At 67.9% G+C, this 13,183-nt stretch carries 12 protein-coding genes and 1 pseudogene; 7 read left to right on the top strand and 6 right to left on the bottom strand.

The window, feature by feature from the left end:
* The first annotated feature begins 70 nt into the window (after nucleotides 1-70).
* From RV986_RS35630 to RV986_RS35615, 4 genes are all read left to right on the top strand, one after another.
* Nucleotides 71-274, top strand: coding sequence for a cold-shock protein (locus tag RV986_RS35630; RefSeq protein WP_181650999.1), 204 nt, complete (start codon nucleotides 71-73; stop codon nucleotides 272-274).
* 337 nt (nucleotides 275-611) lie between these two features.
* The gene (locus RV986_RS35625) at nucleotides 612-2,105 is read left to right on the top strand and encodes a DEAD/DEAH box helicase (RefSeq protein ID WP_475921301.1); all 1,494 of its coding nucleotides are present in this window, start codon (nucleotides 612-614) and stop codon (nucleotides 2,103-2,105) included.
* A gap of 67 nt (nucleotides 2,106-2,172) precedes the next feature.
* Nucleotides 2,173-2,562: a CBS domain-containing protein gene (locus RV986_RS35620; RefSeq protein WP_475924552.1), complete on the top strand. Its 390-nt coding sequence runs from the start codon at nucleotides 2,173-2,175 to the stop codon at nucleotides 2,560-2,562.
* A 49-nt stretch (nucleotides 2,563-2,611) separates the two neighbouring features.
* The gene (locus RV986_RS35615; RefSeq protein WP_475921300.1) at nucleotides 2,612-2,920 is read left to right on the top strand and encodes an SCO5918 family protein; all 309 of its coding nucleotides are present in this window, start codon (nucleotides 2,612-2,614) and stop codon (nucleotides 2,918-2,920) included.
* 107 nt (nucleotides 2,921-3,027) lie between these two features.
* Here the strand turns inward: RV986_RS35615 and RV986_RS35610 are convergent, their stop codons facing one another.
* Together RV986_RS35610 and RV986_RS35605 are read right to left on the bottom strand one after the other, a co-directional pair.
* Nucleotides 3,028-3,387, bottom strand: coding sequence for a hypothetical protein (locus tag RV986_RS35610; RefSeq protein ID WP_471195218.1), 360 nt, complete (start codon nucleotides 3,385-3,387; stop codon nucleotides 3,028-3,030).
* Between the two features lie 855 nt (nucleotides 3,388-4,242).
* Nucleotides 4,243-4,632 (bottom strand): annotated as a pseudogene (locus RV986_RS35605) (ATP-binding protein).
* A gap of 904 nt (nucleotides 4,633-5,536) precedes the next feature.
* Here RV986_RS35605 and RV986_RS35600 point away from each other — a divergent pair.
* Together RV986_RS35600 and RV986_RS35595 are read left to right on the top strand one after the other, a co-directional pair.
* Entirely contained in the window at nucleotides 5,537-5,875 is a 339-nt protein-coding gene (locus RV986_RS35600; RefSeq protein ID WP_475921299.1) for a MerR family transcriptional regulator, read from the top strand.
* Between the two features lie 248 nt (nucleotides 5,876-6,123).
* Nucleotides 6,124-6,327, top strand: coding sequence for a cold-shock protein (locus RV986_RS35595; RefSeq protein ID WP_030224583.1), 204 nt, complete (start codon nucleotides 6,124-6,126; stop codon nucleotides 6,325-6,327).
* 980 nt (nucleotides 6,328-7,307) lie between these two features.
* Here the strand turns inward: RV986_RS35595 and RV986_RS35590 are convergent.
* Nucleotides 7,308-8,048: a DUF6292 family protein gene (locus RV986_RS35590; protein ID WP_475921298.1), complete on the bottom strand. Its 741-nt coding sequence runs from the start codon at nucleotides 8,046-8,048 to the stop codon at nucleotides 7,308-7,310.
* 1,023 nt (nucleotides 8,049-9,071) lie between these two features.
* On the opposite strand from RV986_RS35590, the gene RV986_RS35585 reads away from it, so the two are divergent.
* Nucleotides 9,072-9,410, top strand: coding sequence for a MerR family transcriptional regulator (locus tag RV986_RS35585; protein WP_475921297.1), 339 nt, complete (start codon nucleotides 9,072-9,074; stop codon nucleotides 9,408-9,410).
* A 396-nt stretch (nucleotides 9,411-9,806) separates the two neighbouring features.
* Here the strand turns inward: RV986_RS35585 and RV986_RS35580 are convergent, their stop codons facing one another.
* The 3 genes from RV986_RS35580 to RV986_RS35570 form a co-directional block, all read right to left on the bottom strand.
* Nucleotides 9,807-10,451 (bottom strand): hypothetical protein, encoded by a 645-nt coding sequence (locus RV986_RS35580; RefSeq protein ID WP_475921296.1) that lies wholly within the window; start codon nucleotides 10,449-10,451, stop codon nucleotides 9,807-9,809.
* Nucleotides 10,452-10,661: 210 nt separating this feature from the next.
* Nucleotides 10,662-12,458 (bottom strand): ISL3 family transposase, encoded by a 1,797-nt coding sequence (locus RV986_RS35575; RefSeq protein WP_475924551.1) that lies wholly within the window; start codon nucleotides 12,456-12,458, stop codon nucleotides 10,662-10,664.
* 127 nt (nucleotides 12,459-12,585) lie between these two features.
* Nucleotides 12,586-13,146, bottom strand: coding sequence for a hypothetical protein (locus RV986_RS35570; RefSeq protein WP_475921295.1), 561 nt, complete (start codon nucleotides 13,144-13,146; stop codon nucleotides 12,586-12,588).
* Nucleotides 13,147-13,183 lie beyond the last annotated feature (37 nt).

Below are 13,183 nucleotides of genomic sequence, written 5' to 3'. Positions count from 1 at the left end.
GGTAATCATCGCGGCGACACGGTGCTCGCACAGTGCGGACGCCGGTGTACTGCCCCAAAGGAGATATGACATGGCTGCTGGTACCGTGAAGTGGTTCAACGCGGAAAAGGGTTTCGGCTTCATCGAGCAGGACGGTGGCGGCGCTGACGTGTTCGCCCACTTCTCGAACATCGCCGCCCAGGGTTTCCGTGAGCTGCTCGAAGGCCAGAAGGTGAACTTCGACATCGCGCAGGGCCTGAAGGGCCTGACGGCCGAGAACATCGTTCCGGCCTGACACGCACTTGTAGCTGGGGCCCGCATCCTTCGGGGTGCGGGCCCCAGCTGCAGCCATCTCCCGCGGCGGTTTCACCCGCGGAACGGCTCGGAGGAATCCGCAGTCTCACCACACGCGGCTCCTCCTTCAGGGATGCCGACGCATCCTGAAGAGCTACACGGCAGTCGCCGCCCGGACTTTACGTGTCCATCGCGTCACCCCATTAAGCACCTGCGCCCGCGTATATTTCCGCCGGCCGGATTTGCTTTCTTTCACCATCGGTCCATATCTGTAATTCTCTATGCCGCTCATCGCTGCGGGAATTCCTTGATATGCGCCGCATCGAGGAAGGTTCCGCATGAACCGCACACGTACGAACGACCGCTCCGCCCGCACCCGTAAGGGCGGTGCCGACGCAGGAAAGGGCGGCAGCCGCTTCGGCTCGCAGGCACCGCGCCGTTCCGGCGGCCCTGCTCGTTCAGGCAGTTACGGCCGTCGGCCCGCCGCGGTGCAGGGGGAGTTCGCGCTCCCCAAGACGATCACCCCCGCGCTGCCCGCCGTGGAAGGCTTCGCCGACCTCGGCATGCCCGAGCAGCTACTGGCCGAACTCGGCAGGCAGGGCGTGAGCGCGCCGTTCCCGATCCAGGGTGCGACGCTGCCGAACTCCCTGGCGGGCCGTGACGTGCTGGGCCGCGGGCGCACCGGTTCCGGCAAGACCCTGGCCTTCGGTCTCGCCCTGCTGGCCCGTACCGCCGGACAGCGTGCGGAGCCCCGCCAGCCGCTGGGGCTGATCCTCGTACCGACGCGTGAGCTGGCGCAGCAGGTGACCGACGCACTTACTCCGTACGCCCGCTCCGTCCGGCTGCGGCTGGCCACGGTGGTGGGCGGGATGTCGATCGGCAGGCAGGCCGGCGCGCTGCGAGGCGGGGCCGAGGTCGTGGTCGCGACTCCGGGCCGGCTCAAGGACCTCATCGACCGTGGCGACTGCCGGCTCAACCAGGTGGGTGTCACGGTGCTGGACGAGGCCGACCAGATGGCCGACATGGGATTCATGCCGCAGGTCACCGCGCTGCTCGACCAGGTGCGTCCGGAGGGGCAGCGGATGCTGTTCTCCGCGACCTTGGACCGTAACGTCGACCTGCTGGTGCGCCGCTATCTGACGGACCCCGTCGTGCATTCGGTCGACCCGTCGGCCGGTGCGGTCACGACGATGGAGCACCACGTGCTGCACGTCCACGGCGCTGACAAGCACGCCGCCACGACCGAGATCGCCGCTCGCGACGGTCGGGTGATCATGTTCCTGGACACCAAGCACGCCGTCGACCGGCTGACCCAGGACCTGCTCAACAGCGGGGTACGGGCCGCCGCTCTGCACGGCGGCAAGTCGCAGCCGCAGCGCACCCGCACGCTGGCGCAGTTCAAGACGGGGCACGTCAGTGTGCTGGTGGCGACCAACGTCGCGGCGCGCGGCATCCACGTCGACAACCTCGACCTCGTCGTCAACGTCGACCCGCCGACCGACCACAAGGACTACCTCCACCGCGGCGGACGCACCGCCCGCGCCGGCGAGTCCGGCAGCGTCGTCACCCTGGTCACACCGAACCAGCGCCGCGACATGGTCCGCCTCATGTCGGACGCCGGGATCCGGCCGCAGACCACCCAGATCCGCTCGGGCGACGAGGCCCTGAGCCGGATCACCGGCGCCCAGGCCCCCTCCGGCATCCCGGTCGTCATCACCGCACCGGTGGCCGAACGCCCCCAGCGCAGCACCTCTTCCCGAGGCCGACGCCGCCCCGCTTCGGCGACCCGCCGCGCGCCCGTACGCCAGTCCGTCTTCGATGCGGCGGCCTAGAACCTTCGTGATCAGGAAGCTGACCCATCTCGGCAGGAGGCACCTTTTGACGCTGGTTCAGATTCAGATGCAGCCCCGCCCGGCAAGCGCCGGCCCCGTGCACAGGACGGTGGCTGAGGTCATGGACGCGGCCGGACCACAGGTCTGTGACGACATGAGCGTGGAGGTGGCGCTGTCCGTCATGGCAGCCGCCCGCACGGGCCGGCTGGTCGTCTGCGACCAGGACGGCCAGTGCACCGGCCTGGTCACCCGGAGCGAACTCACCGCGGTCCGTGACAGCTCCGCCTACACGGACCGCGTCCGCCTGCGCGACATCCTCGGCGACCACGGGTCGTTCGCCTCACCCGTGACCACGATGGCCGAAGCCGAGCACGCGATGCGCTCCCGCCGGCTCGGTGCCCTGCCGGTGGTCGACAAGCAAGGCAGCGCGCTGGGCATCCTCGCCCTCTCCCGCTGAACCGACCCACCCTGGCCGGACCGTTCTCCCCTTCTCCCTGTGAGGTCACATGCGCTGCGTCATCGCCCGCTTCCCCTTCGAGCTCACCAAGAGCGGCGTGCTGGAATCGATGAGGGGCATCAAGCCCGAGCCGGGCACCGGCGAATCCGTGATCATCGGCCGCCGTCACTACCCCGTCAAGCAGGTCGGCCAGGTCATCACCCGCCAGGACCGCCGTGACTTCAGCGCCGGCGAAGTCCTCCGGGCCATGACTCAGCTCGGCTTCACCTGCCGCACCCTCCCCGAGGCCGCACCCGTACGCATCCTCAGCTCGCTCCAGCAAGCTTCCGCGATGCTCGGCACCCCCATGCCGGTCTGACCGACGGGACAGGCAACGAGCCGACACCTGAACAGCAGGGTGGGCCCGGCCGGCGCGCGCCGGCCGGGCCCACCCTGCTTGCAACGGGTTCCCGCCGCAGTGGCTGCTCAGTGGTCGGAATAGCTGAAGTCGCCCATGGTCCAGGCGCTGACGTCCTCGATCGCCACACGGTACATCCCGCCTGTCTCCGGGATCCCCACCGTGCCCTGCAGGATCCGGGCGACATGGAAGTGCAGGTGCGTGGGCGGCCCGTCCTTCTTCGCGGGGGTGTCGAAGACGGCGGAGAACTCGCCCAAGCGGGCGGAATCCGTCAGCACATCCGACACCCTCTGCCTCCACACGGCTTCGGGAGCCAGCCGACCGGTGATGACAGCACCACCGGTGACCACGGTCAGGGACATCTGATTGCTCTGCCCGGATTCCACCAGGGCGGCGACGTCAACGAGCAGCTCGTCAGGCTTCGACATGGGGCAGATTATATTTAGCTTGTCCTACCTTCCAAGCGGGGGTCTGAGCTGGTCATCCGTAGGATCGGCGGACCCAGTGGTTCTGGGTATGGCTGTGAGCTTGTCGCCGTTGGATGGCTCAAAGAACTTGGGATACGCGACTCGACCGCTGTGCAGGACAACGTCGGCGAGGTCGTCTGCGGGATCGATGTGTGACGACGAGCTGGCGGAGCAAGATCCGCTTCGGCTCAGCTGCTCTGTGAGGCTCGCGCGGTGTCCTCTTCGCGGCTGGTGAGCAACGCCAGGAGTGCCCGAACGGGCAGGTGGGACTCGGCCGGGTGACGAAGGGCCGGTCACTGACGAGCGTGTATCGGTTGCGCCGCCCCATCCGTTTCCGGCGCGGATAACCGGCCTGTTCGAGGTCGCCAACGATTGACTGAGCGGTGCGTTCGGTAATCGTGCACGTTGCGGCGATGTCCCGCAGTCGCTCGCTGGGTCCCGGACGATCGTCAGCAGCACCCGCGCATGGTTGGTGAAGAAAGTCCACCACGCCGGGATGTCCACGGTGATCAGCCTCCCCTTCCCCGACGGCACCAAGGCCAACACCCGTACGCCGGGCCCTAAATACCGGAAACCTGGCTCGCCTATCGTCCCAGATTCCGCGCCGCGGTAGCTGGCCTCCACGGAAACAGACAGCGGAGCCCGTCAGGCTTCAGACCGCCGGCCAGCAGCGTCGCCGCGCAGGTCATCGGCCAGCACCACCCCGGCCGTGATCCGGCATGACCCCGGTCATCGACCCGAACTTCGAGGACTCAGAAATCGGTCATCGTGGGATTGACCTTGGGAAGGCCCCCGGTCGGCGTCGGCGCCTTGGTGTTACCGGGTGAGGAGGGCGCTTACGGTTTTGCCGCCGGCCGTCCGGCGGGTCACCGCAGTGGCGTGGGCGAGGTAGTTGACCATGGGTCAGCCGAAGCCTCCGGTGCCGCCGTTCAGGTCGGGGGTGCGCATGCGCGGCACCTGCGGGCTGCGGTCATGCACGGCCACTTCGATGCTGTCCGGGTGCGCGGTCAGGTCCAGGTTGCAGGTGCCGCCGCCGTGGCGCAGGGCGTTGGTGACGAGCTCCGAGACCACCAGGACCACGGTGTCGGCATCCTCGGCTGCGATCGCTGGTACGAGACTTTGAAGGAACCCCCGGGTGCTCTCGCGTGTGTCGGCGACGGATGCCGTGGAGCGGACGGGTGGGGCGCAGACGCTCATCGTGTCCATCAGGTCACCTCGGTCTCTGGATCGTCGCTGCCCGGTCCTGTCTGCGCGGCTTGTGCCCTGGCCTGCGGCCCGTTAACCGGGTGGTGTCGGCTTGTCCCACCTGCCATCGCTGTCCGATTACCTCTCTGTCGAACTCACGAAAATCTATGGTGGCCGAAGTAGACATTGGGCTGCCTCCTGGTTATGGTTTCTCTCGTAGCCGAGATCAGCAGGGCCTGGCAGACACGAACTGCCGGGCAGCAGTACACGCAGTTGCAGTTCGCAGGACGGTGCGGTGGTGGAGTTTTCGAAGCCAGGGTGGTTGCAGGACGGCGACGGGACTGACGACCGGACCGGGTGGCCCGCAGTGATCAGGGGCCACCGTGAGCAGGACCGCAGTTGATGCAGTGGCAGTACCGGTAAGTGCAGTTCGCAAGACCCAGCAGTGAAGTCAGTGAGCAGTACTTCGGTGAAGGCGTCGGCTGCGGGCGCGCGCACCGGGAAGTTCGGCAGTGGGGTTCTAAGCCAGAGCAGTCGCAGGACGGGCGACGGGGCTGACTGCCGAAGAGTGGCGCTGTCACAGGTCACTACGCAATTCGCATCGCCAGTAGTACGCAGGAGAGCAGTACCAGTAGTACGCAGTCCCGTGTTTGGTAAGTGATTGATCCCAGAGGGAAGAACGGAGGAGCCAGGCGCCATCAGGATCGCCCGGGCGGTGTTGAGCCCGGGTACCGCAGGACATCGATAGGTAGGTGGTCTCCGGTCACGCATCCGCGATCCCCGCATTGCCCGTCCTCTCCCGGGTGGGTGTGCGGAACAAGTAGGCCGGCGCAGTATCAGGGTCGGCAGATGGTGTAGCAGTTCCTTCGGGGCCCTGGTGCCATACGGCACCAGGGCCCCTCCAGGCGTTCCACAGAGAGGTGCAATGACAGCAGACGACTCGTTCGGCCGGCTCGACGACGACGATTACCCCGCCTGCACGATGGGCCGGGCTGCCGAGATGCTCGGCACCACCCCCAGCTTTCTCCGTGCCGTCGGCGAAGCCCGCCTGATCACCCCGCTGCGCTCCGAGGGCGGGCATCGCCCCTACTCCCGCTACCAGCTGCGGATCGCGGCCCGCGCGCGTGAACTCGTCGACCACGGCACTCCCGTGGAGGCGGCCTGCCGGATCGTGATGCTTGAAGTCCGGCTCGAGGAAGCGCAGCGCGTCAACGCCCAGTACCCTCGCGCAGCGGCCGAAGAACGTCCACGGACGGCGGCTTGAGGTGGGCGTACCCGCCGGTGTCCCGGGCCGTGCATCCGCGCGTGTCGGGGGCGTGACGCGTGATCGTTTCCTGTGGTGATGGGGTGGGTGGGCGTGTAGCGTCTGCGTCAGCTGTCGTGGTTCGGAAGTTCCCCTTTGCCCGCACCTTTAGTGTGGGCGTTTTGCTGTGCTGTGCCGCAGGGACCAGGGCGATCACCTCCGCCTTCCCACACGGAGTGGGAGGCGTTCATCGGCTGGAAGGCATGACTATGGCTACGGGAACTGTGAAGTGGTTCAACGCGGAGAAGGGCTTCGGCTTCATCGCCCAGGACGGCGGCGGCCCGGATGTCTTCGCGCACTACTCCGCGATCAACTCCTCGGGCTTCCGTGAGCTCCAGGAGGGCCAGACCGTGACGTTCGACGTCACCCAGGGCCAGAAGGGCCCCCAGGCCGAGAACATCAACCCGGCCTGACTTTTCCCGCTCCCCGCTCGCGGGCACGGCGCTCGGCGCGTACGGCTGGCCCATGCAGCCCGTACCGTTTGTCCCGAGCAACGGGCGCCCGGGCTTGTCCGGCGCGTCGGCGGGATCTGAGATGCACGAATCAGGGTCGCGCAGCTGCTGCGCGGCCCTGATCCGTAGTCGAGACCGGCGTCCCGCGCTGGTGGGGCTGGCGGCAGGGCGGCGTGCCACGCCTCGACAGCGGTGGCCGCGTGTGAGGACTTCGGCGCGTGACGTTCCGGCAGGAGTTCATCGACCCGCACGGCGGGGTGTCTCCCACCCGGCTGACTGGGCTGTGGGATCAGTGGGGTGGGGGTCCCCTGCCAGGTGGAGCTGGCGCAAGGTGCTTTCTGTCTCGTGCCGTAGGTGTTCGGGAGAGGCCAGACGCCTCCACAGCGGGTCGGGGCGGCCGGGGACGGTGGCGCCGCGGGCGGACCATTCCTCGGCGAGCTGTGTGTACAGGGGTGTGCTCTGGTCCGGGGTTTCTCCGGGGGTCTGGCCACGGGCGTGTGCGGGGCGGGAAGGCCTTCGGCGCGTTTGTTCCGGAAGACGGGCATCGGCTCTGCGTTTACCGCTGCCGGCCTGTGCTCCGTGGCTGGAGTTCGTCCAATGATCATCCGTCACGTTCGTCAAAACGATTCTTCCGCCCTCTTGGACACCGTTTCCGGTGCGCTGCGACGACCTCGGCCACTGTCCGCCCTCGGCGAGGTGGGCACACCGTTGCCCCGGACGGAAATCGGTTGGCTGTCCGGTCGTTGGGTGGTCTGGGATGCGCTCCCGCCCCGGGGTATTTCCCCGAGCGCCCGCGGGGCGGTGCCCCACGGGCCTGGCACCTGACCCCGCTCCGCCCGCGCTGTCGCGTCGAGCGCGAGTGCCCGGGAGCGGGAAGCTGCCGAGGCGGCGCAGAGAGCCGGCGGCCGGCTGGCGCGTTCTGCCTCTCCGCTCTGCCTCTGTCAAGGCTCTTGTCGGCGGTGGTTCGCTTCCTGGAGGGCACCCTTGTGTGTCTCCGCGGCTTCGGGGGGCCGGCCTGCGCGGGCGCCGAGGTCGGCCGCCAGCAGCCTGTTGAGGGCGCTGGGGTTGCTGCTTTCGGCGTACTCGAGCATGTGCAACAGGGCTGTGAGCTCGCCCTGGCGGAGGTACAGGTGGGTCAGGCGGTCGGAGGCGCCAGAGACCAGTGCCCGGCGCACGCGGTTTTCGTAGACGCGTCGGTGCAGGTCGGCGAAACGGATCTGGGGTTCCTCGAACAGGCACGGCTGGGCGGGAAGGTAGGGGGCCAGGCTGTCCACCAACATGAGGAAGTCCTGGCCCTCCTGACGGTAATACGGCTGTTCGCTGCTGCCGGCCCCGGCCGGGTCGAGACGGAAAGCGTCGACGAAGGCCGCGACGAGCCGGGGCTCGGGAAGCAGGCCGGCCCCGGGCCACCGGACACCGGACAGGTACCGCTCCTCCTTGTCTGCGGTGTACAGACACCAGCCGGACGTGCCCGCCCAGTGCAGCCCGCAGTCGCCCCCGCCATGCTGATCCGCGAATGCCTGCGTGAACGAGATACCGGCCTCGACGTCGAGGTACGCGCCGTCCGTGTCGCGCCAGGGACCGCAACTCTGAATCCCGGTCACCGGCAGATCCGCTTCCAGGAGGCACTCGGCGACAGCAGCGGCATAGTGGCCCGCCCGCCTCGAAAGCTCAGCTGACATCTGGGGGCTCGGTTCGCGGGCCACGGAACTCTCTCCGCTGTCGGGATCGGACGGTGACGTCGCCGTAGGTCGTGCCGGGCCGGATTGACGTCCGTCGCAGCGCGTGCGGCAGCCCGTACCGGCTCGCGTCCGCGGGGTACGACGGCTGGTGATGGTACCGACCTGAACTCCGCGCGGCTCGCACTGCTCCCTGTGTTGCGCCTCGGCGGCGCCGGGGGAGCGGCCGTGTTGTTCGAGCTCGATTACCTCCTCACCGGCCATGCGGAAATCTATGGTGGCCGGAGTAGACATTGGGTGATCGACTGGTTATGGTTTCTCTCGTAGCCGAGATCAGCAGGGCCTGGCAGACACGAACTGCCGGGCAGCAGTACACGCAGTTGCAGTTCGCAGGACGGTGCGGTGGTGGAGTTTTCGAAGCCAGGGTGGTTGCAGGACGGCGACGGGACTGACGACCGGACCGGGTGGCCCGCAGTGATCAGGGGCCGCCGTGACCAGTACCGCAGTGGCAGTACCCGTGAGTGCAGTTCGCAGTACCCAGCAGTGAAGTCAGTGAGCAGCACCTCGGTGAAGGCGTCGGCTGCGGGCGCGCGCACCGGGAAGTTCGGCAGTGGGGTTCTAAGCCAGAGCAGAGGAAGGACGGGCGACGGGGCTGGCTGCCGAAGAGTGGCGCTGTGCGAGGCCACTGAGTAGTTCGCATCACCAGCAGTGCGCAGTAGAGCAGTACCAGCAGTACGCAGTCCCCCGTTTGGTAAGTAGTTGATCACCGAGGGAAGAACGGAGGAGCCGAGCGCCATCAGGATCGCCCGGGCGGAAGCCTTGAACCCGGGTACCGCAGGACATCGATAGTGAGGTGGTCTCCGGTCAAGCAACCGCGATCCCAGCGACCCCGACAGCATCTCGGTCGGGTATGCGGACACAGAAGGCCGGTGCAGTATCAGGGCCGGCAGATGGTGTAGCAGTTCCTTCGGGGCCCTGGTGCCGTACGGCACCAGGGCCCCTCCAGGCGTTCCACAGAGAGGTGCAATGACAGCAGACGACTCGTTCGGCCGGCTCGACGACGACGACTACCCCGCTTACACGATGGGCCGGGCCGCCGAGATGCTCGGCACCACGCAGGGCTTCCTCCGCGCCATCGGCGAAGCCCGCCTCATCACCCCGCTCCGCTCCGAGGGCGGACACCGCCGCTACTCCCGCTACCAGCTGCGCATCGCCGCCCGCGCCCGGGAGCTCGTCGACCACGGGACCCCCATCGAGGCCGCCTGCCGCATCGTGATCCTCGAAGACCAGCTTGAGGAAGCCCAACGCATCAACGCCGAATACCGCCGCGCCGCCGAATCAGCGCACCCAACGGCCGCGACCTGAGACGGCGAAAGACCTACAACTCCCCCGCGAGCTCCGCGGCTGCCGCCCACGCATGCTGCCCGGAACGCAAGCGTTCCGGGCAACTTCGTCTTTTGCGGACACCAACGGCAACCGTCGCATCGGCTGCGGCACAGCACCTGTCCGGGACAATAGGCGAGCCGGATTTCCGGCAGTTGTGGACAGGTCTCCGCGGCGAGTCCACCGACAAGGGTGGTGAAGGGCGCTGAGCAGGATGAATAACCAGGCTGGTGTTGCTTGTCAGCGGTCATGTAATTCGGCTCTGTCGGAGATCTTGTGATGCGGCCTGCCCGGCGCACCTGCTTCTACGCAGTCGGGGGCATCGCGTGTTCGGTGGATCAGTAGCGGTGGCCGGGCCAGTGCGGGTCCTCCCAGCGGTCAAGACCGGTGACCCCGAGCAGCCGTATCCGGTGAAGCAGTTCTTCGGATGCGCCGATGGCACGTAGCCGGGTTGGAGCATGGCGGACCAGCCAGACAGTCAGCTCGGCGCGCATCTCTTCCCCCGTTCTCCCAAGCGTCCCAGGGCAGTTGGTCACCGAGCAGGTCGTACTCCCACTGTGTCGCCGCTTCGGCCAGGTGCTGGTCGGCCGCGGGTCCGGTCAGTGCTTCCCAGGTGTGGAGCCACGGACTCAGCGCGCCCGATGCCTCGGCGCTCAGTATGAGGACCTCGTACGCGGGTACGGCGGGATCCGGATCGGTGAGCGTGTGCGCCCACCAGGCGTGCAGGAATTCCTCGACTGCCGCGGCCTGCTCAGCAGGCCACTGCTGCCAGTGGCCGAGTGCGAACGAGCGCCCGACCGTTTCCATGCCGAAGAGGGGCTCGATGAGGCCGCTGACGAGGGCCGTGGCGAACTGGGGCAGAATCCTGCGGAGGACGGATGCGTGATCGCTCCAGTCGATGGCCTCCCATGTGCGCTGCAGGAGGTCGGGGTCCAGCTCCGTGTCCGCCACCTTGAGCTGGGCAAGATCTTCCGCGCTGCCCCAGTGGCAGTCGCAGTTGTGCTCGTCGGGGTGAGCGGTCATCCCCCGAAAGGTGGCTGCCAGGCCATTCATTGCGGCGTCGAGGCGAAGTCGGGCGCGGGATCGGTCGAGGTTCATCATGGACGTTCGCCTTCGAGGACTCCGGGAGTTGGCACCGCCCGAAGATCGCTAACTTACCGGGGCGGGCCCCAGCCCGCCATCAAAATGACAGCATCCCGATTACTGCAGCCGCCCGCTCACCCGAGGATGGAGTCACGGGCTGTGAAGGATGCGTCTGCGGAGGAGGTCGAGGTTGGCCCGGCCGAAGCCCATGCGCTTGAGGAGCTTGGCTCTGGTCACGTGCCCCTCAACCTGGCCAGAACTCCAGGGAGTGGACAGGCCGGCGGTGACCGCGTCCAGGTCCCGTTTCATGCCGTTGACCAGGGAATGCAGGGCAGGCAGGTCGTCTGCGAGGACGCGGTCCATCCACGCGGGCAGTTCCTTGCCCCGCAGATCGCGCATCATGTCGGCGAAGTCGCGAACGTGGCGTGCGGTGGCGTCGAGGTGTGGGCAGGCGGCCCGGATCTCTTTGAGCTCGGTCGCGTCGGCCTCGGCGAGGTGTCCGGGGTTGGTCATGATCCAGCGGACGACGCGCCGGGGTTTCGGGGCGGGCCGCAGCTCGGGAGCAGGCGCGGGCTGGTTCTTCGGCTTGGGGCTGTGCGGCTTTTTGAAGGGGCGGAAGTAGCGGCGGACGCACTGAATGTCTCCGGTGAAGCCACGTGCGCGCAGTTCGCGGTGCAGCTGCGGGATGTCGTGGCAGCCCTCGCACCAGCGCCTGTGCAGGTAGGGCTTGTGTCCGTCCAGGATCGATGCCCGGTTGGTGGCCTTGACCAGCAGTTCGTCGAGACTCCGGGCGCGGGCGAAGCGCCGTACGGTCGAGTGGTCTAGGGCGTGTTTCGAAAGTCCCGTCTGGCCCGCGACGCCTGGCACGGCGCCTCGCCGCGTTGTCGGGATCGTCCGCGTACGCCCAGTACGCGGACGACCCTCCGCCTTGCGATGCACCGCACCAGACGCCGCGGGCCCCGCCCTCCGGGCGGACGACGCTACTTTCGAAACACGCCCTAGCCGCAGCTGACGGCCGATCGCGGCCAGGGATTTACCCTCGGACAGCAGCTGCTGCACCGCCGTGTACCGCTCGGTGGTGCGGGCCACCAGCCGCCTCGGGTGCCCGAGGACGTCCCGGGTGCCGTCCGGCGGGACGAACGAGGCCCCTTCCGGCGGTGGCTCCGCCGTCCCCCAGGGTGCCGTGGCGGACTCCGTGACGGCCGGGGGCGTCGTGAACGCCTTACGGATGCACGGGTGATGGGCACCGACCGTCTTCTCCACAGCTTCGGCGAGGTTGCGCAGCAGGTGCCAGGCGTCTGCCACTTGCCGGGCCTGCGGAGCGCCGCTGCGGGCGCCTTCGGCGTATGCACCGGCCCGGTCACGGCAGATCACCTCGATCTCGGGGTGACCGCGCAGCCAGTCGGCCAGCGGCTCGGCGTCCCGGCCCGGCAGTACATCGACCGGGCGCCGGTCTTCCAGGTCCACCAGGATCGTGGCGTACGAGTCGCCCTTGCGCAGTGCGAAGTCGTCGACCCCGAGTACCCGCACGCTGAACTGTGGTAACTCCGGTAACCCGCGAAGGAGTTCAAGGAGCCTGCCCTTGGCGACGCAAATGCTCAGCGCGGCCGCGAGCCGCGCACCCGGCCGGCCCGCCAGAACAGCGGCGATCGAGGTGAGCAGTGTGCGCAGCAGCGGCGTGTACCGGGCATGCGGGCTGGTCAGCCCTTCGATCTGCTCGGCGAACGTCACCGCCGGACACTGCGGGTTGAGGCACTCGAACCGGCGCACCATGAGTTCGACCACCGCCGGGGCTCCGCCGACGGGCGCGTCAGCGAGCCGGCGCGCGTACCGGCCGTGCACTCGCCACGACACCGCCCCGCATCTTGGGCACCTCGCCGTCGATACCGCGGAGTGAGCGCGAAACGTGACCGTTCCGGCCGCACACTCGATCGACTCGACCACCATACCGGCCAAATGCGGCAGCAACCGCTCCAAACCCCCTGAACCGCACACCCGGTAGATACCCAGATCAGGCAGGTGACGTCACAAGATCCCCGGCAGAGCCGAATTCGCTGACCGTCGACACAGACGTTCAGACGCTTGTCCAGGCATCGAGGAAGGCTTTCCGCCCAGCGGGATCGTCCGACCTGCGGTCTGCGTGCAGGACTCGCCAGGCCGTGAGCTCGAGATCTCGCAGCCACAGTTCTCCGATGACCTGTGTCTTGAGGTCGGGAAAATGGTCGGACTCGGCGAGGGCTTGACCGATCACCTCCCCGGCTGCGACGCGCTGGGGCGGCGTCATCTGGTCCACGGCCGAGAGGATCTGTCGGGCCAGGGCGGTTCCCTCTCCTGTCAGGGAACGCAGCACCAGAGCCTTGATGTTGGCGGGTAGCAGGTACGCGGTACCCGAGGTCCTCCACAGCTCCGCCCAGAAGCGTTCTCCTGCCTTGGTGGGGGAAGGCAGCGCGGCCAGTAGCCCGAGGAGATGGCCGGTGGCCGCATAGCCGTCGGAGTGGGCGGCTGCGACGATTGCGATACCGGCGACGCGCTCCACATCGAGATGGCCCGCTTCGAGATGCGGAGCCAGGCCCAATTGGTGTTCCACCTGGTGTGCGAGGGGGGCGGATACGTGGGGGCGGACCTCAGGAAGCATCGGCAATCCTTGCGCGTAGGCGGGCCCAATGCCCGTT

The organism is Streptomyces sp. RLA012 (assembly GCF_056270325.1).
This window is presented reverse-complemented; position numbering and strand designations above follow the sequence as displayed.